Raw genomic sequence first — 22,016 nt, forward strand, 5'->3', positions numbered from 1 at the left:
TTTTATTACTTAAAAATAATTGTAATTTTATATTTTTATTTTAGTTATGAAAAACTCGCTTATTCTTTTCTTGTTTAGTTTATTGATAATCTCTTGTAAACCTCCGGTAACTGAGGCTGATCTTGCCAAAATTAATGGCTATTGGGAAATTCAAAAAGTTGAACTTCCTGATGGTGAAAAGAAAGAATATAAAGTAAATGAAACCATTGACTTTTTTTCAGTTAAAGATCAGAAAGGCTTTCGCCAAAAAGTAATGCCGCAATTAAACGGAACTTATTTAACTAATGATATTAAAGAAATAGTCAAAATCTCTAAAGAAAAGGGCACTTATTTCATTAACTATGCTACCAATTATGGTAAATGGAAAGAAGAGGTTATTGAAATTCAAGATAGTGTTTTGATTTTGAAAAATAAAAATAATTTAGAATACCATTACAAACGTCACCTCCCTTTTTCAATCAAATAATGGCCAAAAGATTAAGTAACGAAAGTTCAATTTCAGAAGTATTGCAGCAGTTTATTCAGCAAAATAAGCTTGAAACCGGCATGGATAAAATTGATGTAGAAAAAGCTTGGAAGGACTTGATGGGAAATGGAGTAAATAGCTATACACAAGAAGTGATTTTAAAGGGAACTACATTATATGTTAAACTTACTTCGGCAGTTTTGCGAGAAGAATTGAGTTATGGTAAACAAAAAATAATTGCCATGATTAATGAAGAGCTAAAAAAAGAAGTGGTGAAAGAGGTAGTTTTAAGATAGAAATATAAACTTTAAGCAATAAAAAAATCCCATTTCATTGAAATGGGATTTTATATTTAGATAAACTCTTTATTAAAATTGCTCTCTTCCTGCAAAGTGGAATGCACTTTCAATTGCTGCATTTTCATCAGAATCAGATCCGTGAACTGCATTTTCTCCGATTGAAGTAGCGTATTTTTTACGGATTGTACCTTCAGCTGCTTCAGCTGGATTAGTTGCACCAATTAAAGTTCTAAATTCTTCGATTGCATTTTCTTTTTCAAGAATTGCAGCAACGATTGGTCCGCGTGACATAAATTCAACTAACTCACCATAAAAAGGTCTTGCAGCGTGCACAGCATAAAATGCTTGAGCATCAGCAACAGTTAATTGTGTTAATTTTAAAGCAACGATTTTAAATCCGCCTTCAGTAATCATGTTTAAGATCCCACCAATATGTCCGTTTTCTACGGCATCTGGTTTAATCATTGTAAATGTTCTATTAGTAGCCATTTTTTTGTATTATTTTTAATTTGGGTGCAAAAATAGACTTTTTTTTGCGATTAACAAAGGAACGTTGCTAGAATGTGATTACTTTGAACTCTTGTTTTAAAGGTTCTAATTCTGAAAGTAATTTTTGAATTAAGTCAGCACCGTATTCTAAATAAAATTCGCTGAAATTCAATTTGCGTTCCTGCAAAATTTGGTTTGGAAAAAGTTCGTTTTGCAAATCTATTATTCGATTTAAATATTCGGTATGGGCACGTTTTTCTGCCTTTAGTAACCGTTTCTCTAAATTCTCTAGGCCTTTTATTTGTTTGGCTTCTTGCGCTTTTACTGCGCCAATAAATGATTTGTCGGTTTGTAATGCGATAGCCAGAAGTTCTTTAAATTGATTTTCTAAAGCTTCTTTTTGTTTTGTAAAATCAATTGAAAATTTAGAAATCTCTTTTGTTTTTTGAGTGATTAACTCCTGTTGGTTTATAAATAATTCGCCAAAACTTAATCTTAATTTGGTTGCTTTTTCAGCTTGTTTTGTAGTAGCGATCAGTACCGAATTTCTTAATAATAGTATTGGAAAAGTAATGTTATTTGCTTCAAAATTTGATTTTAATTCCAACCAATACGCCAATTCACCACCTCCGCCTATGTAACATAAATTAGGCAAGACCACTTCTTGATATAAAGGTCTTAAGATTACATTTGGGCTAAACTTTTCTGGGTGATTTTCTAATTCACTTAGAATTTCATTTTGTGTGAAAGTGATGGCTGTATTGTTTACCTTGTAGGTTCCGTTTTCTAATAGGATGCGTTCGCGTAAATCATTTTCAATGTAAAAGAGATTAATTTCTCTAGGATTTACTTGTATTTTATATTCCAATAATTGTGTAGCTGTTTTGGTTACTTTTTCAAAAGAAGTTTCATTTAGCAATTCTTCTTTTAAGTAAGGCGCGACTATTTTTTTTAATGAAATTGCAGCTCCATCAACAATCAGCAATCCTTCATCTTTAAATAATTCATTTGCTAAATAACGTGTTGCTGCAGTCAAATTAGAATGATTTAAATACGATTTTTTAAACAATTCCTTGAGATAATTTGCGTTTTCGCTTGTGCCAACTTCTTTAGAAAATTGCGCGAAAACTTCCTTTAAACCATCGGTTGATAATCTTCCAATTGGCCCCGAACTTTCTCTTTTCCATTGAATATTGTTGTTTTTGAAATTAAAATAATTTATTTCTTCAAAATCATGGTCTTCAGTGGCCATCCAATACACAGGTACAAAATCTTGATTGGGATATTCCTTTTTTAATTGTTTGCAAAGGTTTATTGTCGAAACAATTTTGTAAATAAAATACAGCGGGCCTGTGAATAAATTCAGTTGATGCCCTGTGGTTATTGTATAGGTATTCTTGCTTTGTAATAGTTGAATATTACTTTGAGTAGCTTCTGAAATATTAAAATTCAAATATTGTTTTTCAAGTTCGGCAACTAATATTTCCCGGTTTTCATGAGGGAAATTCTGTTGTTTTTCGGCTATTTGATCCTTGAAATTTTCAATTTTTGGAAACCGATTGTAAAATGGCTTTAGCTCAGACTTTTCATCTAAATAATCAACGATTAATTTAGAGAAATAAACCGAATCTTGATAGCTAATACAATCTGTTGGCATTGTTTTGTTTTTTGCAAAAATACTTAAAATTCAAATTCATTTTACAAATTCAATTTGATTAGAAAATAGTTGTTACTAAATTAGTATTTTTACTTTCGAAAAATAACCTGCATTGAAAGATATTCTAATAATAACTCCTCCTTTTACCCAACTAAATACTCCGTATCCCGCTTCGGCTTATATTAAAGGATTTTTGAATACCAAAAGTATTGAGTCTTTTCAAATGGATTTGGGAATAGAAGTTATTCTTGAATTATTTTCAAAGAAAGGGTTAACCGATTTATTTCAAGTTGATTCAAATTCTAAGTCTGAAAATTCAACCCGAATTTATTCCTTAAAAGACGAATATAGTAAGACAATCGATTCGGTAGTTTCTTTTTTACAAGGAAAAAATCAGTCCTTGGCACGAACCATTTGCAGCGGAAATTTCCTTCCAGAAGCCTCCCGTTTTAATCAATTAGATGATATGGAATGGGCATTTGGAAACATGGGAATGCAAGATAAAGCAAAGCATCTGGCTACTTTATATCTTGAAGATCTATCTGATTATATCGTTGAGTGCATTGATGAAAATTTTGGTTTTAGTCGATATGCCGAGCGCTTGGGTAGAAGTGCCAACTCTTTTGATGAATTGTATTTGCATTTGCAAAAACAACCAACTTATATTGACCGAATTACTTTAAAAATATTAAAGGAAAGGATAAATGAAATCCAACCTAAATTAGTTTGTTTCTCCGTTCCTTTTCCTGGGAATTTATATAGTGCATTCAGGTGTGCCCAATTTATAAAATCAAATTTTCCGAATTGCAAAATTGCGATGGGTGGTGGGTTTCCCAATACTGAACTTCGTGAATTGAAAGACGAACGTGTTTTTGAGTTTTTCGATTTTATTTCTTTAGATGATGGCGAACTCCCTTTGGAATTAATTTACAATTCAGTAAGTCAAACAGAGCCTGCCGAAGATGTTTTTAAGCGAACATTTATTTTAGAAAACGAAAAGGTATCGTATAAGAATAACACTACTAAACCGGATTATAAACAAAGTCAAGTTGGAACCCCTGATTACTCTGATTTGCTTTTAGATAAGTACATTTCGGTTATTGAAATTGCCAATCCAATGCACAGTTTGTGGAGTGACGGCAGGTGGAATAAACTTACCATGGCGCATGGATGTTATTGGGGTAAATGTACTTTTTGTGATGTTTCATTAGATTATATTAAATTATACGAACCAGTTGCTGCTAAGACTATTGTGGATAGGATGGAAGCACTTATTTTACAAACAGGAGAAACTGGTTTTCATTTTGTTGATGAAGCGGCTCCGCCAGCATTAATGCGTGAAGTAGCTTTAGAAATTATCCGAAGAAAATTGGTAGTCACTTGGTGGACCAACATTCGATTTGAAAAAAGTTTCACTGCCGATTTAACTTATTTATTGAAAGAATCGGGTTGTATTGCGGTTTCTGGAGGACTTGAGGTTGCTTCAGATCGACTATTAAATTTAATTCAAAAAGGGGTTTCGGTTGCGCAAGTAGCCCAAGTAACTCGGAATTTTACCGAAAGTGGTATAATGGTACATGCCTATTTAATGTACGGCTATCCAACGCAAACTATTCAGGAGACAGTTGATAGTTTGGAGATGGTGCGTCAAATGTTTGAATTAGGAATTATACAATCGGGTTTTTGGCATCAATTTGCTATGACAGCACATTCTCCTGTGGGATTGAATCCAGAGGAATTTGGAGTTATTCCCTTGCAAAATGAAATTTCATTCGCTAATAATGACATTAACTTTATAGATAAAACAGGAATTGATCATGAGCAATTTAGTTATGGTTTAAAGAAATCTTTATATAATTTTATGCACGGAATGTGTTTTGATTATCCTTTGCAAGATTGGTTTGATTTTAAAATTCCGAATACTAAAATTGCTTCCGACTATATTTATTCTTGTTTAGAAAAGGATGAAGATTTTTCTTTCAAACCATCTGCGAAAGTTTTTTGGCTTGGAACTAAACCGGAAGTTTCCTCATTTACCAAATCTAAAAAGGGGATGAGTTGGCAAATGATGGAATTGACTTTTCAAACAAAAACCAATACTTTTCAAATTGCTTTAGAGGAAGATAAAGCTAATTGGCTACTGCTTTTACTTAATAAGATTTCTGTTGGCAAAGAAGTTGTTTATACGCAGCAGCAAATTAAATCTGAATTTGAAATGGATTTTGAGGATTTTGAACTTTTTTGGTTTTCAAAACCTATTAATCAATTAAGAAATAACGGTTTACTCGTTTTGTAAAAAACAATTTTTTTAGATTTATTTATTTTTTATATCTTTAACGAGATTAATTATAAACTAATGAAACCCATTTTTGTTCTATTGTTTTTTGTTTTTTCTAATTTGGGAATTTCTCAAGAAAAAAATTGTTTTGACATTGCTAGAAAAGGAACTTTTTCTGAAATTAGTTCTGAATACGCAAAGAATAAAAAAATAATTGATTCAGTTGATTCGAATTCTTCAAGTATGCTAATTCTAGCTTGTTATAAAAACAATAATGAAGTAGCAAAATTTTTAGTTGATAAAAAAGCAAATTTAGATTACATAAGCTCTAATGGAACTGCATTAATGGCTTGTATAATAAAAGGAAATATTAAAATGGCTGAAATCTTATTGCTAAATAAAGCAAATCCCGATTTGACCGACATAAATGGAATAACTGCTTTGATGTATGCAGCACAGTTTCAAAATGAAAAAATGATACAATTACTTTTAGAGCACAAAGCGAATAAAAGTATAATCGATAAACAAGGAAAAACAGCTTTTGAATATGCTGTCATTACAAAAAACGAATTAATTATTAATCTATTTAAATAAAACCTATGAAAAAAATTACTATTTTATTATTAACTCTTGTTTGTTTTTCTGGATTTTCACAGAGCAAGTCAACTGGAATTATCAATTTAACTTCTAACATGACGGCTAGTTTAACCTTAAACAATTCAACATCAAAAGTTACATTAGTGTTAACAGGTCCTTCTGATAGATGGTTTGCACTTGGACTAGGAGTTGTTTCTGGATTTAATATGGCAAGTGGAGATGTACTTGTTTATACTACATCATTGTCAGATAGAAATTATGGTGGATATGCTTCCCCTTCAATTGATTCTAGTCAAGATTGGACAACTGTTTCAGATAATGCTATATTGGGTGTTAGAACATTAACATTAGAGCGTTCTTTAACAAATTCTGACAGTAATGATTTTCAGTTACCTTACGCTTCAACAAATTCTATAAGTTTGGCATGGGCAAGGGCTAATAGTGCTTCTACATCATTAACAAATCACCAAGCAACAAACAGAGGTTATGAAACACGAAACTTTACTTTGAGTAATAATGAATTTTCTTTAGAATCTGCATCTGTTTTTCCTAATCCTTCAAATGGAAATTTTACTTTAAAAACAAATGTTGTATTGACTAATATCAATTTATACTCTCAAACAGGAGCTTTTGTTAAAGAGATTAAATTTAATTCTGATTCTAACGAAATTGAAATTGCTTTAGATGGATTATCTTCTGGGGTTTACTTATTAGAATTGAAAAATGATTCTGAAAAATCTTGGAAGCAAATTATTATTAACTAATTTCAATATTTTATTAAGTTAAATAAAATTAAATTAAAATATAATTGACTAAATTTGGCGTGTAAGCGCCATTTTTTGTTGCTATACTTTACATTTTCTCTATGAATAAAAAGTTATCTAAAATATTAATAATTAGTATACTAGTACTATTACTCGCGGTTGGAGTTTTTTTTTCAGCACGTTATTATGCTTATAATGGTGGCAAAAGAGATTTAAAAAGTGAAGAAGTGGCATACACTCTAACTGCAAAAGAATTTGTTGCAAAGTTTGTAGCAAATGAGACTGAGGCCAACAAAAAGTATTTAGAAAAACCAGTTGCAATCTCTGGAAAAATTACCGCGGTAAACAATAAAGAAATTATTTTAGATGAAGTAGTAGTTTGCGTGTTAACTGCTGTAGATTCTAAATCATTAGTAGGTCAAACCATTGCAATTAAAGGTCGTGTAATTGGTTACGACGACTTAATGGGGAGTGTAAACATGGATCAATGTTCAATAAATAACTAAATTTAAAATGAAATTACAAAAATTAACCTTGTCAATTGTTTTACTTTTTTGCTTTGGATTTGCCAATGCACAAGATGAATTGATGAATGAGCTAGACTCAAATAAACCAGTGAAAAAAGAAATTGCATCGGCAGCCTTTAAAGGTTTGCAAGTAGCAAACATGCAATCAACAAAATTACCTGCAAAAGGGGAATTTTATTTTTTAGTTTCACACCGTTTTGGTGACATTACCGATGGATTAAATAATTTTTTCGGATTGGATGTAGCTTATACTAAATTAGGTGGAATTTATGGAGCAACCGATTGGTTGTCTTTAGGTTTTTCAAGACATACCTTTCAAAAGAACTATGAATTTGCAGTAAAATATAAAATGGCAAATCAAGAAATTGATGGATTTCCAGTTACAATAGTTGGGTATAATACAATGGATATTAGAAGTGATTTAAAAACAGATTTATATCCAGATTTAAAATTTAATGATCGATTGGCTTATTCTTCGCAATTAATTGTATCTCGAAAAGTAAATAATTCAGTTTCGGTTATATTAAATCCAATTTTAGTTCATAAAAATTTATATGATGAACTTACCGAGCAAAAAAATACTTATTTACTTGGTACTGGAGCAAGATTTAAAATAGCAAAAAGGCTAAGCATTAACTTAGATTATGCGGCTAGATTAAATTTACCTGAAGCCTATGATTATACTTATCATAATCCAATGACACTTGGCTTAGATATTGAAACTGGTGGACATGTGTTTCAATTAGTATTATCAAATAGTCAAACCATGAATGATGTATCTTATTATACAACTGCTTCAGGCATCAATCAAGGAAAAGATATATTCTTTGGATTTAATATGTATAGAGTATTTTAATTATAAAAGTTGATATGAAAAATATAAAATTAATAATTGTGTTGTTGTTAGGAGTTGCATTTTTTGTTTCATGTGATTCAAGACCTATCCAAGATATAGAAGGAGTTGTTGTTAATCCAACCTACTCCAAAAATATCAAACCAATTATGGATGCTAAATGCGTAAATTGTCATTCGCAAAGTGGTGAAGGAATTTTTCCAGATCTAGATACTTATCAAAGTGTTGTAAATGCTCAAAACGGAATTGTAAGTTCTAAATTATTTTGCAGTATTTCATCAAGCTCGTGTACATCACCAAGAATGCCAAAAAATGATGCTCCATTATCAAACAATACAATTACTACTATAAAAAATTGGATTGATACGAATTACCCTGAAAACTAAAACTTAAATTATGAAAAACACCCTATTAATATTCATTTGTATTGCTTTTTCAACGGTTGCATTTTCTCAAAAAATGATAACGCGTTCGGGTGAAATTAAGTTTGATGCAACGGTGTCTGGCGCTATGGATTCTGTTATAGCTACCAGCACGACTGTTTCTTCTATTTTTGATAAATCTAATGGGGATCTTGTGGTTCAAGGACTTGTAAAATCATTTAAGTTTAAATCGTCCTTAATGGAAGAGCACTTTAATGAAAATTATATGGAGAGTGATAAATTTCCAAAAACAAGTTTTAAAGGTAAAGTTATTGGGTTTGAAGGAAAATCAGGTGCTTATGACGTTGAAGGAGAGTTAACGATTCATGGAGTTTCGAATAAAGTAAAAACAAAAATGACATTAACTGTAGGAACAAAGACTACAATTTCTGGTAGTTTTAATGTAAAGTTGAAAGAGTATAAATTAGAAGTACCTGCATTAGCTAAAAAAACACTTTCAGAGACAGCTAAAATTTCAGTTAAATTAGATTTAGAAAATAAGCAATAGATTTTTCTAATTCAATATTTTAAAATTAAGTTAAAGCCAAAGTCCTCCCTCAATTTTTTTGTAAATTGCAAGCCCTTTAAAAGGTACAAATTGTACTTTTTTTTAATTCAAAAGCATGAAAAAAAATCATATACTATTCGCCCTTTTCTTTTTCTTTTCGTTAGCTGCATTTTCTCAAAAAGTAATTAAGCACAAAATATCCAAAGGCGAAACAATATTGGCCTTAGCGATTAAATATGATGTAAGTGAGAAAGATATTTATGAATTAAATCCTAAGGCAAAAGGCGCTTTATTACAATTAAATCAAGTGCTTCGAATTCCGAATAAGAAGTTTAAAGAAAAAGAAAAGCCTTCTAAAGTAGATAAAAAAGAAAAATTAGTTGATAAAAATATTAAGAAGGAAAAGCTAAATTCCGAACTTCCAATTAAAGAAGTTACAGAGCCAAAAATTATAATTAAAGAGGAATTTTTAACGCACTTAGTTCTTTCAAAAGAGACTTTGTATAGTATTTCAAAAAAGTACGGAATTACAATGGAAACCATATGTGAGTTAAATCCAATTTTAAAAACTGAAAATTTAAAAAAGGGAATCAAACTTAAAATTCCAAATCAGGAAGCCACACAAGAAGTCGCACCAATTTCTGAAGCTAATACAGTTAAAGATACCAAAACTGAAGTTGTTGCAGATGTCAATACATCTGGCGATTTGGTTCATAAAGTAGTACCTAAAGAAACTTTATACCGCATTGCTAAAACCTATGGAGTTACGGTTTCCGATTTAGAAAAATTAAATCCAGGAATTGAAAATGGACTTCCAGTTGATTATTTGTTGATTGTAAAAAAAGGAGTAGGAGCAGCCAATTCAAAGGTTATTGAGACAATACCACTTCCAGTTGATGATGTTGAAATTAAAGATATTCCCGCAGGTAATATTGAAAAAGCTGAGTTTTTAATTAAAAAAGCTTCAGAAAATTTAGGTACTCGTTATCGTAGTGGTGGCTCCACGAGTGCAGGTTTTGATTGTTCTGGATTGATGTTTTCTACTTTTCAGAATTTAGATATGACTTTGCCAAGATCCTCTCATGAAATGGCTGGATACGGAGTTAAAATAAATAAAGTGCAAGCACAAAAAGGAGATTTAATATTTTTTGCAACTTTTGGTGGTCGAAGAATAAGCCATGTTGGTTTAGTGACTGAAGTAACTAATGGAGAGATCAAATTTATTCATTCTTCTACAGGTTCTGGAGTTGTAGTTTCTTCTTTAAATGAACCGTATTATGCAAGAACATTCGTTCAAGTAAACCGAGTTTTACCAGAATAATTTCTTTTTATATATAACAAAAAACTCCAAACTAAGTTTGGAGTTTTTTGTTTTTATCGAACAATGGTTTGTTTTCTATCTGGTCCTACCGAAACTATTTTAATCGGCACTTCCACTTCTTTTTCAATGAATTCAATGTAGTCAACTAATTCTTGTGGCAAACTATCGTAGGTGTTCATTCCAGTTAAATCGGCTTTCCATCCTTTGAATTCCGTATAAATTGGAGTTACATTTTCTTCTTCAATATTATAAGGTAAATGCTGAATTACTTCCCCTTTATAATTATAAGAAGTACATACTTTTAAAGTATCAAACCCAGAAAGTACATCACCTTTCATCATCATTAATTGTGTCACTCCATTTACTTGAATTGCGTATTTTAAAGCAACTAAATCAAGCCATCCACATCTTCTTTTTCTTCCCGTTACTGAACCAAATTCGTTTCCAACTTTTGCCATAACATCTCCAGCTTCACCAAAATCTTCTGTAGGAAAGGGACCACTTCCTACACGGGTAGTATATGCTTTAAATATTCCGAAAACTTCTTTTATTTTGTTTGGTGCAATTCCTAATCCGGTGCATGCTCCTGCAGCAGTTGTATTAGATGAAGTTACAAATGGATAGGTTCCAAAATCTACATCTAGTAAAGAACCTTGAGCTCCTTCACATAAAATAGATTTTCCTGCTTTTTGTGCTTGCGCCAAATATTCCTCGCTATCAATGAAAGTTAATTTCTTTAAATCTTCAATTGCTTCAAAAAATTCAGCTTCTAGTTCTGCCAAGTTATATTGAAGGTCTACATTATAAAAAGCAATCATTGCCTCATGTTTATCTGCAAGAGAACGGTAACGCTCTTTAAAGTCAGCTAATTCAATATCACCTACACGAATTCCGTTTCTTCCGGTTTTATCCATATAAGTTGGTCCGATTCCTTTAAGTGTAGAACCAATTTTGGCTTTCCCTTTTGATGCTTCCGATGCTGCATCTAATAATCGGTGGGTTGGAAGAATTAAATGTGCTTTTCTTGAAATTATCAATTTTGATTTGATATCTAAATTAAATTTAGCTAATCCATCAATTTCACCTTTAAAAACTACAGGGTCAATAACCACTCCGTTACCAATAATATTAATGTTATTATCGTGAAAAATTCCAGAAGGGATTGTTCTTAAAACGTGTTTAATACCGTCAAATTCAAGAGTATGTCCAGCATTTGGACCACCTTGAAATCGTGCAATAATATCGTATTTAGAGGTAAGAACGTCAACTATTTTTCCTTTCCCTTCATCTCCCCATTGTAAACCGAGTAGTAAATCTACTGTCATTGTATTGTGTGTTTAGTATTTATTTTTTGTTGAAACCCTATTGTTTTTTATTTGCGTAAAAATAGAGTGAATGATTGGTGATTTCGATTCCAAAAATTTCTTCAATTGTTTGCTTAATTGTTTGTATTCTTGGATCACAAAACTCAATTACCTCGCCAGTATCGGTCATGATAATATGATCGTGTTGTTTATCAAAATAAGACTTTTCGTAATGTGCTTGGTTTTGACCAAATTGGTGTTTACGAACTAATCCACAGTCTAATAGCAATTCGATAGTATTGTAAAGAGTAGCTCTGCTCACACGATAGTTTTTGTTTTTCATTTTGATATATAAATTTTCAATATCAAAATGCTCCTGATTTTCATAAATTTCTTGGAGTATTGCATAGCGTTCAGGCGTTTTGCGATGGCCTTTTACCTCAAGGTAAGTTGTAAAAACATTTTTTACAATTTCCTGATTATTACTATTATCGGTGGTGATTTGTGTCATAGTAGCGCAAAGATAAATTTTAGTTTAGAAGAATTAAAATTTAAAAGTTTAAAGTTATAAACCAGTTGTTAATAATCAGATCTAGTTTTTGTAGACTCTAGTTACTTTTTCAATTCCATCTATTTTTTTAATATTATCAATTAGTTTTTTAAGTATGGTGTTGTTTTTTACAATTACCGCAACTTGACCATTGAAAATACCTGCTTCACCATTTAGTGTAATACTTTGAATATTCACATTCATTTGGTTTGAAATTACTTTGGTTAACTCATTTGTAAGCCCTAAAGTATCCATTCCAGTTATTTTTAATACCGCTTTAAATTCTTGCTGAGAGGAATCTATCCATTTGGCCTGCATGATTCTATAAGCGTAATTAGACTGCATTGAAATAGCATTCGGGCAATCTTTTTTATGAACTTTTATGCCCTCATTTATTGTTACAAAGCCAAATACTGAATCTCCGGGAATAGGGTTGCAGCAATTAGAAAGTTTGTATTCTAATCTATCTTGTTCTTTTCCAAAAACCAACAAATCATAGTTACTGCTAAGTTCTTGTTTGAAAACATCTTCTGTATTATTGCTTGGAGATCGTTTGATTTTATTTTTAAAGAAGTTAATTAAAGTGTTGCTTTTTTGCGAAGCATAATCCTTTAATTGTTGGTTTTCAATCGCACCAATTCCAACTCGATAAAATAAATCCAAACTCGTTTTTAATTTGAAGAAATTAACCAATTCATTTACAATTGATTCATTTAAATTGATTTTTAAATGTTTCAGTTTTCTTGTAAGTAACTCTTTTCCTTCCTCAGCAATTTTCTTGGTGTCTTCGTTAAGAACATTTCGAATTTTGTTTTTGGCTCTAGAAGTGGTTACATATTCCAACCAGTTGATAGTTGGTTTTTGATTAGGTGAGGTGATGACTTCAATTTGGTCACCACTTTTTAACTCGTAATTGAGCTGAACTAACTTACCGTTTACTCGAGTTCCTCTTGTTTTAATTCCGATTTCGGAGTGAATACTAAAAGCAAAATCTAGTGAAGTAGCCCCTTTTGGTAGGGATTTAATTTCACCTTTTGGAGTAAACACAAATATTTCTTTTGCATAAAGATTCATTTTAAAATCTTCAACAAAATCGACGGCATTGGTTTCCGAATTTTCAAGCGCTTCTTTTAATAAATTCAGCCAAATATCTAGACCGTTTTCTTCATTAACACCTTGTTTGTATTTGTAATGCGCGGCATATCCTTTTTCGGCAATTTCATCCATTCGTTCACTGCGAATTTGAACTTCAACCCATCTTCCTTTAGGCCCCATTACCGTTGCGTGAAGTGCTTCATAACCTGTAGTTTTTGGTGAAGAAATCCAGTCGCGCAACCTGCTTGGACTCGGTCTATAATGATCAGTTACAATAGAATAAATCTTCCAAGCTAAGAATTTCTCATCGTGTGGATTGGACTTGTAAATAATTCGCAAGGCAAATTTGTCATATACCTCATCAAAGGTTACATTTTGCGCAAGCATTTTTCTTCGAATAGAATAAATCGATTTAGGCCTTCCTTTGATGATATAATCTACTCCTTCTTCGTTTAAGGTCTTTTTAAGTACATTGGAAACTAACTTTATGTAGTCATCTTGTTCTTCTTTAGTTTCCTTTATTTTGCTAACAATATCATTGTAAATAGTTGGTTCGGTGTATTTTAAACCTAAGTCTTCAAGTTTAGTTTTAATATTATACAAGCCCAGTCTATGAGCTAACGGCGCATAGATATATAATGTTTCCGATGCAATTTTTACTTGTTTGTATTCCGGCATCGAATCCATCGTTTGCATGTTGTGCAAGCGATCAGCAATCTTAATTAAAATTACACGAACATCATCATTTAAAGTTAATAGCATTTTACGGAAATTTTCCGCCTGCATCGAAATGTTCATGTCTTTTTTAACTTGAGAAATTTTGGTTAATCCTTCTACCAGTTGGCCGATTTTAGGATTAAACATTTTTTCAATTTCCTCAAGGGTAATGGGAGTATCTTCAACCACATCATGAAGTAAAGCTGCAGCAATAGCAGTTGGACCTAAACCAATTTCGGAAGCAACAATTTTAGCAACGCCAATTGGATGAAAAACATAGGCTTCACCAGATTTTCTTCGTTGGTCTTTGTGTGCATCTACAGCAACATTAAATGCCTTACGAATTAACTTCTTGTCATCGGGTGTAAGTGTTTGATAACTAATGCGTAAAAGCTGCTTGTATTCTCTAGTTAAAGCTTTGTTTTCTTCTTCTAAATTTATCTCAGTCATGGTAGATTGTTGAATTAGCTAAAATTATAAATTATTATTTAATTCAAACTAATAAATTCAATTTTTCTACAATAAAAAAAATCCGTTTTGAGTAAACAAAACGGATTCTATAGCATTCTAAATTTTTAATCTTACAAATGAATTACTTCGCCATACGCATCTGCAACGGCTTCCATAACTGCTTCACTCATAGTAGGATGAGGGTGAATTGCTTTTAAGATTTCATGTCCTGTAGTTTCAAGTTTTCTAGCAACTACTGCTTCTGCAATCATATCGGTTACACCAGCACCAATCATGTGACATCCTAACCATTCACCATATTTAGCGTCGAAGATTACTTTGACAAATCCGTCTGAAGCACCTGCTGCTTTAGCCTTACCAGAAGCAGAGAAAGGGAATTTACCAATTTTTAATTCGTATCCTTTTTCTTTTGCTTGTTTTTCAGTTAAACCAACTGAAGCAATTTCTGGAGTTGCATAGGTACATCCTGGAACATTTCCATAATCAATTGGATCTACATGCATTCCAGCAATTTTTTCAACACAGTTAATTCCTTCTGCAGAAGCAACGTGAGCCAATGCTTGACCTGGAGTAACATCGCCAATTGCATAATAACCAGGAACATTAGTTTGGTTATAGGCGTTAACTAATATTTTGTCTTTATCGGTTGCAATTCCAACTTCTTCAAGACCTATATTTTCAATATTTGTTTTAATTCCTACTGCCGATAACAATACATCTGCTTCTAAAACTTCTTCACCTTTAGCTGTTTTCACAAATGCTTTTACGCCATTGCCTTTTGTTTCAATTCGTTCTACAGAAGCATTCGTCATAATGTTAATTCCTGCTTTTTTCATAGAACGCTCCATTTGTTTAGAAATATCTTCGTCTTCAACCGGAACAATATTTGGCATAAATTCTACAATCGTAACTTCGGTACCCATTGAATTATAAAAATGAGCAAACTCAACTCCTATTGCACCCGAACCAACCACAATTAATTTTTTAGGTTGACTTGGTAACGTCATTGCTTGACGGTAACCAATTACTTTTACACCATCTTGAGGAAGATTTGGTAATTCTCTAGAGCGTGCACCAGTAGCAATGATTATGTGGTCTGCACTATATTCAGTTACTTTCCCATCTGCTGCAGTTACATCAACTTTTTTTCCAGCTTTGATTTTACCAAAACCATCAATTACGTCGATTTTGTTTTTCTTCATTAAGAATTGAACTCCTTTACTCATTCCATCAGCAACATCTCTAGATCTTTTTACAACTGCAGAAAAATCTTTATCAAATTCTTTAATGGTTAAACCATAATCCGATGCATGTTTTAGGTAATCAAAAACTTGAGCTGATTTTAAAAGTGCTTTTGTTGGAATACATCCCCAGTTAAGGCAAATTCCACCTAAGCTTTCTTTTTCAATAACCGCTACTTTAAAACCCAATTGTGAAGCTCGGATTGCTGTTACATATCCTCCAGGTCCGCTTCCTAAAACAATAATATCGTATTTCATGTTGTTGTTTTTTAATTAGAAAATGCAGTCGCTATTGCTCGTGACATTTTTTATTTCAATAATTGATTGTGAATGCAAATTTAGAAAAAAAAGTTAATTATTTAAGCCATAATAAAGGACTTAAGAAATTTAATTTTTATAGTTTAAATAGAGGTTGAAAATTGGGAATCATACAATTTTTTATAGTATCCATTTTCTTTACTAATTAATTCACTGTGTGAGCCCGATTCTACTATTTCTCCTTTATCCATAACGATAATGGTATCCGCTTTTAATATTGTTGCCAAGCGATGCGCAATTACAATAGAAGTTCTTCCTTGTGTAATGGTTTCGGTAGCTTTTTGTATTAATTCTTCCGAGTAGGTGTCGATAGAAGAGGTGGCTTCGTCTAAAATTAAGATGCTCGGATTACTCACATAAGCTCTTAGAAAAGCAATCAATTGGCGTTGTCCAGAGGAAAGCATCACACCGCGCTCTTTTACATTGTAGTCGTAACCTTCGGGCAAACTCATAATGAATTCGTGGACGCCTATTTTTTTTGCGGCAGCAATAACTTCTTCTTTTGTAATGGCCGAATTGTTTAAAGTAATATTGTTTAAAATAGTATCAGCAAACAAAAATACATCTTGTAAAACCACCCCAATTTGACTTCTCAAACTTTCTAAAGTGAAGCAATTGATATTCTTGTTATCAATATAAATCTCCCCAGAATTAATTTCGTAAAAACGGTTTAGTAAATTGATAATTGTTGATTTTCCGGCGCCTGTAGCCCCAACAATAGCAATGGTTTTTCCTTCTTTTACTTCAAATGAAATACCTTTTAGCACTTCTTCATCTGGAATATAACTGAAACGAACTTTATCAAAAATGATGTTTCCTTTAAAATGCTCGGCAACTTCTGTTCCGTTTACTTGCTTTTCATCGGTTGTGTCAATAATATCAAACACTCTGTTTGCAGAAATCATACCCATTTGCATTTCATTGAATTTATCTGCAATTTGCCTTAACGGATTAAAAAGCATTCCAATAAACATGGTGTAAGCGGTCATTTGGCCAATTGTGGTAAATGGATTTCCGTTTAAAATTTGAAATCCTCCATAAAGCACAATAACTCCAAGTGTTATAGATGAAATGATATCGGCAATAGGAAAGAAAATAGAGTTGTATAAAATGGTTTTTATCCAAGCAACATTGTGCTTTTGATTGATTTCTTTAAATTTTTCGTACTCTATTTTTTCTCTATTAAAAAGTTGTACAATCTTCATTCCGGTTACGCGCTCTTGTACAAAAGTGTTTAAGTTTGCCACTTGTGTTCGTACTTCTTCGAAAGCAGCTTGCATTTTTCTTTGGAAAATTCGGGTGATGTATACTAAAATAGGCATGGCCAATATTACAATAACCGTTAAATGCCAATTCATGTAAAACATAACCAATAAGCAAACAAACATTTTCATTAAATCACTAATGATCATGAATAAACCTTGACTAAATATTCTTGCAATTTGTTCAATATCAGATACCGATCGTGTTACCAATTGGCCAACAGGAGCGGTGTCAAAATATTTCATTCTAAAAGTTAGCAAGTGCTGAAATAATTTAGTTCGTATGTCTTTAACAATATCTTGCCCAAGCCAGTTAGCCCAATACACAAAGTAATATTGTGATAATCCTTCCATTAACAAGACCAATCCCATAATTATTGAATACAATAATAAACCAGTTTTATTCCCTGGATTAATAAAAGTATCTACAGTAATTTGAAGGAATAGCGGACGAAGTGCAGCAAATAGCGACAATAAAATGGCAAACAAAATTACTCCACGAAACCTGAATTGATATGGTTTAGTGTATTTTAAAATGCGTTTGAATAATTTTATATCGAATGCTTTTGCTTTCATTTATTTTTTTGGTATAGTCGCTAGAATTTTATAATCTTTATAGATATGGATATTCAACTTTAGTAAGGTATAACCCATGCGCCGGAACTGAAAATCCTGCTTTGTTTCTATCCTTACTTTCAATGATTTGTTTAAACTCTTGCAAAGATACTTTTTCTAAACCTATATTCACCATGGTTCCAACTATTGCACGAACCATATTTCTTAAAAATCGATCGGCTGCAATTGTAAAAATTAATTTGTTACCGTTTTGTTGCCAATGGGCTTCCATTATTTTACAATTAAAGGTATTGACATCGGTGTGCACTTTAGAAAAACATTCAAAATCGGTGTGATTAAAAAGTTCTTTGCATGCCGAATTCATCAATTCTATGTTTAATTCATTGTGATAATACCAAGAATTCTCATTGATAAATACCTCTTTTGAGGTGTGAATATGGTATTCGTAAGTGCGTTTGTTCGCGTCAAAACGAGCATGATTTTCATCTGCAACTAAATGGATATTTAAAATTGCAATATCAGCTGGTAAAAAAGAATTGAGTTTGTGAATGTAATGTGGTACATCAATTTCAAAATCCAAATCAAAGTGGGCAAACATTTGTTTGGCGTGAACTCCGGTGTCGGTTCTTCCAGCTCCAACCAAATCGATTTCTGTTTTGAAAAGTGTTGAAAGTGCCTTGTTTAAAGTTTCTTGAACAGAGCTTGCATTGGGCTGGTATTGCCAGCCGTGGTATTTAGTTCCTTTATATGCAAATTCTAAAAAGTATCTCATTTTGGTTCACAGATTCAAAGTTGCAAAGGTACAAAGGTTTTTTATTGGATGTTTAAACTAGTAATAAATAATTAACTTTGCTGCTAAGCGAAAAAATGGACTAGATTGCTTTGTTTCTCGCAATGAAAATATGATAAAAATTCTATTACTTTCCGATACCCACAGTCATATTGATGATACCATATTAAAATATGTGCAGCAAGCCGATGAAGTTTGGCATGCTGGTGATATTGGGAGTTTGGTTGTTACCAATAAAATCAAAAGTATAAAGCCATTGCGAGCGGTATTCGGAAACATCGACGATGATAAAGCCCGAATGGAGTTTCCGTTGCACAATCGGTTTATGTGTGAAGGAGTTGATGTTTGGATAACTCATATTGGCGGTTACCCCGGCAAATACAACCAAGCCATTCGAGATGAGCTTAGGGCCAATCCGCCTAAATTATTTATTTGTGGGCATTCACACATATTAAAAGTACAGTTTGACAAAAGTCTGAATTTACTCCATATGAATCCTGGTGCTGCTGGGATTTCAGGTTTTCATCAAATTCGAACCATGCTGCGATTTGAAATAGATGGCGATAAAATTCAGAGTTTGGAGATTGTGGAAATAGGGAAGAAGTAGAGATTGTAGATTTTAGTTGTCAGTTTATCTATTTTGTATATTAGATTTCATAAAAGTTGATGGGATTTAAAATTATTTATATTTTTGATAAAAGAAATATAAAAAATATGGAAAATAGTACCAAAAAATCTTCGTTTATTATTATGATACTTGGCGGAGTATTAGTTTTAGGAAATTACTCTTTAAAATTAATCAAAGAAGAAAAGCATACTACAAATAATATTATTATAATGTGTTGTTCTTTAGTTTTTATTTGTACAATTTTATTTGCTTATTTTAAAGGCAGTAAAAAAGTATAGTTTACGTATGCAGCTTTTATAGCCCAGATTACAATGGAAACCTTTTTCTAAAAAATAATTTAGGTTTTCTTATTTTTAAAAGGCGACCAGTGGAAGTTCTTTTAAAATTTTTAGAAAACTTATTTTTAGAAAATCTTGCAATTAAAAGCTGGATTAGCTTCAATAAATAGAATTTGAAACAAGTTCAGATTAAACAAAAAAATCCCAAACTTTCGTTCGGGATTTTCTTCGCACTAATAAACTAAGTTTATAGGTTTATCTCAATCGGTCCACAGATTTTACGAGATCTTCATCCTTCTTAATAGCCTTGTTAGCCAAGACTAGAAAAACGATAGAAAAGATAGGTAGAAACATCCCAATACCCTTCTCCGAAACTGTAGCAGTTCCTCCGGATAGATTTAGGGAACGAGTAACAAACAATCCTAATAAAATTAAATTTAATATCATATTCAATCTGTTTAAAACAAATTGTTGCTGTCTTTTTTTGAAAGTAATAATGCTAATTAATGCAAGGGTAGTGCTCAATCCAAGTAGTATTTGATATAACATGGCATTCATAAAGTAGAAATCTTTTCCATCAATAGTTTTCCATAATGGAAAAACAAACGGAAGAATTCCTGCAAGTATAAATACAATTGCTAAATAAATGGTTTGAATTCGTTGTAACATAATTACTAAATTGTGTAGCAAAAATATATTTTCTTTTTCTAAAAAACTATTGCTTAAATGAAATTTATTCGTATTATTGCAATAGAAATCCGTAAGTACTTCAAAAACACGGATGTTTTCATCAGAAAAAATTTACCACACAACATTGTATTGTCACTTATTTCCCAAAAAATATATTTAATAAACATTTATGTTTGATAGTTCAGCATTAAAAGGAATGAAGTTATCCGAACTTCAAGAAATTGCCAAATTGGCAAAAACCATAAAATTTAACGGCGTTAAAAAAGAGGTCTTAATTGATCAAATTTTAGCTCATCAAGAAGCGGCAGCTAAGCAAAACGATGCTGCTAGTTCTGCACCTGCTAAAGAGGAGAAAGTTAAAAGAGCTCGAATTTCGCCTGTTGGCGCAACCAAACCCGAAGCAAATTCTACTGATTTGTTTTCGGAAGAACCTGTTAAAGAAACTCCTGCCGAAGAAGTAGCTCCTGCTAAAAATGAACGTTTCCAAAAGAAACCAAAATTTGTTAAGCAAAATCAACCAGAGACTTTTGAACAAAATGCTGATTTATTAGCAACAGAAGAAATTATTACTTCAGAAAATGATACAAATGCCGATGCGCCTGCAAAGCCATTTAATCCAAATCAAAAGCATAAAAATCCAAATCAGAATCCAAACCAAAACCCGAATCAAAATCCGAATTTTAAAGCTAAAAAAAGCCCCAATTTTAGAGATTCTGATTATGAGTTTGACGGAATCATAGAAAGTGAAGGTGTTTTAGAAATGATGCCCGATGGCTACGGATTTTTAAGATCTTCTGATTATAACTATTTGGCTTCGCCAGATGATATTTATTTATCTACTTCACAAATTCGTTTGTTCGGATTAAAAACCGGAGATACCGTAAAAGGAGTAGTGCGCCCACCAAAAGAAGGAGAGAAGTTTTTTCCTTTGGTGCGTGTGTTGAAAATTAACGGACACGATCCGCAAGTGGTTCGTGATCGTGTTTCTTTTGATCACTTAACACCAATTTTCCCTAAAGAAAAATTCAATATTGCCGATAAGCAAGCCAGTGTTTCTACAAGAGTAATCGATTTGTTTTCGCCTATTGGTAAAGGACAACGTGGAATGATTGTGGCACAGCCAAAAACCGGTAAAACCATGTTGCTTAAGGATATTGCCAATGCCATTGCTGCCAATCATCCCGAAGTATATTTAATTGTTTTATTGATTGATGAACGTCCAGAAGAGGTAACCGACATGCAACGCAGTGTGCGTGGAGAGGTAATTGCTTCTACCTTTGATAGAGAGCCGCAAGAACATGTAAAAATCGCCAATATAGTGCTTGAAAAATCAAAACGATTGGTAGAATGTGGTCACGATGTTGTGATTCTTTTAGATTCGATTACCCGTTTAGCAAGAGCTTACAATACGGTGCAACCCGCATCTGGTAAGGTCTTGAGTGGGGGAGTAGATGCCAATGCACTGCAAAAACCAAAACGATTCTTCGGAGCGGCTCGTAATGTAGAAAACGGAGGTTCGCTAAGTATCATCGCAACAGCATTAACCGAAACCGGCTCTAAAATGGATGAGGTAATCTTTGAAGAATTTAAAGGAACTGGAAACATGGAGCTGCAATTGGATCGTAAGATTGCCAACCGTAGAATCTTTCCAGCGATCGACTTGACTTCTTCTAGTACCCGTAGAGACGACTTGTTACTTGACGAAAAAACACTGCAACGCATGTGGATTTTAAGAAAATTCCTTGCCGATATGAACCCAGTGGAAGCTATGGATACCATTAACGACAAAATCAAAAAGACTAGAAACAACGATGAATTTTTGATTTCTATGAATGATTAGAAGCGAATCGTTTGCGCATTGCCGTAAACGTCTTTCCCGCTATACCTTACAACAAAAAAATGTCCCGAAACCATC

The 22,016-nt window shown here is 32.3% G+C and carries 22 protein-coding genes; 13 read left to right on the plus strand and 9 right to left on the minus strand.

The annotated features are described in order from the left end of the window. Positions 1–46 precede the first annotated feature (46 nt). Together ABWO08_RS02995 and ABWO08_RS03000 are read left to right on the plus strand one after the other, a co-directional pair. A complete protein-coding gene (locus tag ABWO08_RS02995) occupies positions 47–466 on the plus strand; it encodes a hypothetical protein (protein WP_353083571.1) in 420 nt (139 codons plus the stop codon). Beyond that, a complete protein-coding gene (locus tag ABWO08_RS03000) occupies positions 466–762 on the plus strand; it encodes a DciA family protein (RefSeq protein ID WP_353083572.1) in 297 nt (98 codons plus the stop codon). The genes ABWO08_RS02995 and ABWO08_RS03000 overlap by 1 nt, the downstream gene beginning before the upstream one ends. Before the next feature lie 72 nt (positions 763–834). Here the strand turns inward: ABWO08_RS03000 and ABWO08_RS03005 are convergent, their stop codons facing one another. Beyond that, entirely contained in the window at positions 835–1,254 is a 420-nt protein-coding gene (locus ABWO08_RS03005) for a nucleoside-diphosphate kinase (protein WP_353083573.1), read from the minus strand. A gap of 67 nt (positions 1,255–1,321) precedes the next feature. After that, complete coding sequence (gene bshC / locus ABWO08_RS03010; protein WP_353083574.1) at positions 1,322–2,911, minus strand: bacillithiol biosynthesis cysteine-adding enzyme BshC; 1,590 nt, start codon at positions 2,909–2,911, stop codon at positions 1,322–1,324. Between the two features lie 112 nt (positions 2,912–3,023). On the opposite strand from bshC, the gene ABWO08_RS03015 reads away from it, so the two are divergent. The 8 genes from ABWO08_RS03015 to ABWO08_RS03050 all read left to right on the plus strand — a co-directional run bounded on the left by ABWO08_RS03015 (position 3,024) and on the right by ABWO08_RS03050 (position 10,181). Next, positions 3,024–5,207, plus strand: coding sequence for a B12-binding domain-containing radical SAM protein (locus ABWO08_RS03015; RefSeq protein WP_353083575.1), 2,184 nt, complete (start codon positions 3,024–3,026; stop codon positions 5,205–5,207). Between the two features lie 60 nt (positions 5,208–5,267). Beyond that, positions 5,268–5,783, plus strand: a complete 516-nt coding sequence (locus ABWO08_RS03020; RefSeq protein WP_353083576.1) for an ankyrin repeat domain-containing protein — start codon at positions 5,268–5,270, stop codon at positions 5,781–5,783. Positions 5,784–5,788: 5 nt separating this feature from the next. Further along, positions 5,789–6,550 carry a T9SS type A sorting domain-containing protein gene (locus tag ABWO08_RS03025; protein WP_353083577.1) on the plus strand — a complete coding sequence of 254 codons (762 nt, stop codon included), beginning with the start codon at positions 5,789–5,791 and terminating at the stop codon, positions 6,548–6,550. 101 nt (positions 6,551–6,651) lie between these two features. Beyond that, positions 6,652–7,056, plus strand: coding sequence for an OB-fold protein (locus tag ABWO08_RS03030; RefSeq protein WP_353083578.1), 405 nt, complete (start codon positions 6,652–6,654; stop codon positions 7,054–7,056). A 7-nt stretch (positions 7,057–7,063) separates the two neighbouring features. Further along, complete coding sequence (locus ABWO08_RS03035; RefSeq protein ID WP_353083579.1) at positions 7,064–7,933, plus strand: DUF5777 family beta-barrel protein; 870 nt, start codon at positions 7,064–7,066, stop codon at positions 7,931–7,933. 14 nt (positions 7,934–7,947) lie between these two features. Beyond that, the gene (locus tag ABWO08_RS03040; RefSeq protein WP_353083580.1) at positions 7,948–8,316 is read left to right on the plus strand and encodes a hypothetical protein; all 369 of its coding nucleotides are present in this window, start codon (positions 7,948–7,950) and stop codon (positions 8,314–8,316) included. Positions 8,317–8,326: 10 nt separating this feature from the next. After that, positions 8,327–8,860, plus strand: a complete 534-nt coding sequence (locus tag ABWO08_RS03045; RefSeq protein ID WP_353083581.1) for a YceI family protein — start codon at positions 8,327–8,329, stop codon at positions 8,858–8,860. 115 nt (positions 8,861–8,975) lie between these two features. Further along, positions 8,976–10,181, plus strand: a complete 1,206-nt coding sequence (locus ABWO08_RS03050; RefSeq protein WP_353083582.1) for an NlpC/P60 family protein — start codon at positions 8,976–8,978, stop codon at positions 10,179–10,181. A gap of 53 nt (positions 10,182–10,234) precedes the next feature. On the opposite strand, the gene ABWO08_RS03055 is transcribed toward ABWO08_RS03050, so the two are convergent. The 6 genes from ABWO08_RS03055 to truA all read right to left on the minus strand — a co-directional run bounded on the left by ABWO08_RS03055 (position 10,235) and on the right by truA (position 18,487). Further along, positions 10,235–11,506 carry an adenylosuccinate synthase gene (locus tag ABWO08_RS03055; RefSeq protein WP_353083583.1) on the minus strand — a complete coding sequence of 424 codons (1,272 nt, stop codon included), beginning with the start codon at positions 11,504–11,506 and terminating at the stop codon, positions 10,235–10,237. 37 nt (positions 11,507–11,543) lie between these two features. Continuing rightward, on the minus strand, positions 11,544–11,996 hold the full coding sequence (locus tag ABWO08_RS03060; protein ID WP_353083584.1) for a Fur family transcriptional regulator: 453 nt from the start codon (positions 11,994–11,996) through the stop codon (positions 11,544–11,546). 81 nt (positions 11,997–12,077) lie between these two features. Beyond that, positions 12,078–14,297: a RelA/SpoT family protein gene (locus ABWO08_RS03065; RefSeq protein ID WP_353083585.1), complete on the minus strand. Its 2,220-nt coding sequence runs from the start codon at positions 14,295–14,297 to the stop codon at positions 12,078–12,080. A 131-nt stretch (positions 14,298–14,428) separates the two neighbouring features. Further along, positions 14,429–15,817 carry a dihydrolipoyl dehydrogenase gene (gene lpdA, locus ABWO08_RS03070; RefSeq protein ID WP_353083586.1) on the minus strand — a complete coding sequence of 463 codons (1,389 nt, stop codon included), beginning with the start codon at positions 15,815–15,817 and terminating at the stop codon, positions 14,429–14,431. A 143-nt stretch (positions 15,818–15,960) separates the two neighbouring features. Next, complete coding sequence (locus ABWO08_RS03075; RefSeq protein ID WP_353083587.1) at positions 15,961–17,715, minus strand: ABC transporter ATP-binding protein; 1,755 nt, start codon at positions 17,713–17,715, stop codon at positions 15,961–15,963. A 37-nt stretch (positions 17,716–17,752) separates the two neighbouring features. Next, complete coding sequence (gene truA / locus ABWO08_RS03080; protein ID WP_353083588.1) at positions 17,753–18,487, minus strand: tRNA pseudouridine(38-40) synthase TruA; 735 nt, start codon at positions 18,485–18,487, stop codon at positions 17,753–17,755. A gap of 130 nt (positions 18,488–18,617) precedes the next feature. Here truA and ABWO08_RS03085 point away from each other — a divergent pair, with 130 nt between their 5' ends. Further along, positions 18,618–19,112 (plus strand): metallophosphoesterase family protein, encoded by a 495-nt coding sequence (locus ABWO08_RS03085; protein ID WP_353083589.1) that lies wholly within the window; start codon positions 18,618–18,620, stop codon positions 19,110–19,112. A 107-nt stretch (positions 19,113–19,219) separates the two neighbouring features. Next, positions 19,220–19,411 carry a hypothetical protein gene (locus ABWO08_RS03090; RefSeq protein WP_353083590.1) on the plus strand — a complete coding sequence of 64 codons (192 nt, stop codon included), beginning with the start codon at positions 19,220–19,222 and terminating at the stop codon, positions 19,409–19,411. Positions 19,412–19,666: 255 nt separating this feature from the next. On the opposite strand, the gene ABWO08_RS03095 is transcribed toward ABWO08_RS03090, so the two are convergent. After that, positions 19,667–20,080, minus strand: a complete 414-nt coding sequence (locus ABWO08_RS03095) for a DUF4293 domain-containing protein (protein WP_353083591.1) — start codon at positions 20,078–20,080, stop codon at positions 19,667–19,669. A gap of 190 nt (positions 20,081–20,270) precedes the next feature. Here ABWO08_RS03095 and rho point away from each other — a divergent pair, with 190 nt between their 5' ends. Next, on the plus strand, positions 20,271–21,941 hold the full coding sequence (rho, locus tag ABWO08_RS03100; RefSeq protein ID WP_353083592.1) for a transcription termination factor Rho: 1,671 nt from the start codon (positions 20,271–20,273) through the stop codon (positions 21,939–21,941). Positions 21,942–22,016: the final 75 nt, after the last annotated feature.

Origin of the sequence: Flavobacterium sp. (genome assembly GCF_040383245.1) — a bacterium.
Taxonomy (GTDB): domain Bacteria; phylum Bacteroidota; class Bacteroidia; order Flavobacteriales; family Flavobacteriaceae; genus Flavobacterium.

Bases quoted from the DNA above. Each gene is read 5' to 3' on its own strand.
- ABWO08_RS03085 (WP_353083589.1), top strand. From the start codon at position 18,618: ATGATAAAAATTCTATTACTTTCCGATACCCACAGTCATATTGATGAT.
- ABWO08_RS03075 (WP_353083587.1), bottom strand. From the start codon at position 17,715: ATGAAAGCAAAAGCATTCGATATAAAATTATTCAAACGCATTTTAAAA.
- ABWO08_RS03060 (WP_353083584.1), bottom strand. From the start codon at position 11,996: ATGACACAAATCACCACCGATAATAGTAATAATCAGGAAATTGTAAAA.
- ABWO08_RS02995 (WP_353083571.1), top strand. From the start codon at position 47: ATGAAAAACTCGCTTATTCTTTTCTTGTTTAGTTTATTGATAATCTCT.
- ABWO08_RS03000 (WP_353083572.1), top strand. From the start codon at position 466: ATGGCCAAAAGATTAAGTAACGAAAGTTCAATTTCAGAAGTATTGCAG.
- ABWO08_RS03005 (WP_353083573.1), bottom strand. From the start codon at position 1,254: ATGGCTACTAATAGAACATTTACAATGATTAAACCAGATGCCGTAGAA.
- rho (WP_353083592.1), top strand. From the start codon at position 20,271: ATGTTTGATAGTTCAGCATTAAAAGGAATGAAGTTATCCGAACTTCAA.
- ABWO08_RS03020 (WP_353083576.1), top strand. From the start codon at position 5,268: ATGAAACCCATTTTTGTTCTATTGTTTTTTGTTTTTTCTAATTTGGGA.
- ABWO08_RS03030 (WP_353083578.1), top strand. From the start codon at position 6,652: ATGAATAAAAAGTTATCTAAAATATTAATAATTAGTATACTAGTACTA.
- ABWO08_RS03095 (WP_353083591.1), bottom strand. From the start codon at position 20,080: ATGTTACAACGAATTCAAACCATTTATTTAGCAATTGTATTTATACTT.
- bshC (WP_353083574.1), bottom strand. From the start codon at position 2,911: ATGCCAACAGATTGTATTAGCTATCAAGATTCGGTTTATTTCTCTAAA.
- ABWO08_RS03040 (WP_353083580.1), top strand. From the start codon at position 7,948: ATGAAAAATATAAAATTAATAATTGTGTTGTTGTTAGGAGTTGCATTT.
- ABWO08_RS03065 (WP_353083585.1), bottom strand. From the start codon at position 14,297: ATGACTGAGATAAATTTAGAAGAAGAAAACAAAGCTTTAACTAGAGAA.
- lpdA (WP_353083586.1), bottom strand. From the start codon at position 15,817: ATGAAATACGATATTATTGTTTTAGGAAGCGGACCTGGAGGATATGTA.
- ABWO08_RS03025 (WP_353083577.1), top strand. From the start codon at position 5,789: ATGAAAAAAATTACTATTTTATTATTAACTCTTGTTTGTTTTTCTGGA.
- truA (WP_353083588.1), bottom strand. From the start codon at position 18,487: ATGAGATACTTTTTAGAATTTGCATATAAAGGAACTAAATACCACGGC.
- ABWO08_RS03055 (WP_353083583.1), bottom strand. From the start codon at position 11,506: ATGACAGTAGATTTACTACTCGGTTTACAATGGGGAGATGAAGGGAAA.
- ABWO08_RS03050 (WP_353083582.1), top strand. From the start codon at position 8,976: ATGAAAAAAAATCATATACTATTCGCCCTTTTCTTTTTCTTTTCGTTA.
- ABWO08_RS03090 (WP_353083590.1), top strand. From the start codon at position 19,220: ATGGAAAATAGTACCAAAAAATCTTCGTTTATTATTATGATACTTGGC.
- ABWO08_RS03035 (WP_353083579.1), top strand. From the start codon at position 7,064: ATGAAATTACAAAAATTAACCTTGTCAATTGTTTTACTTTTTTGCTTT.
- ABWO08_RS03045 (WP_353083581.1), top strand. From the start codon at position 8,327: ATGAAAAACACCCTATTAATATTCATTTGTATTGCTTTTTCAACGGTT.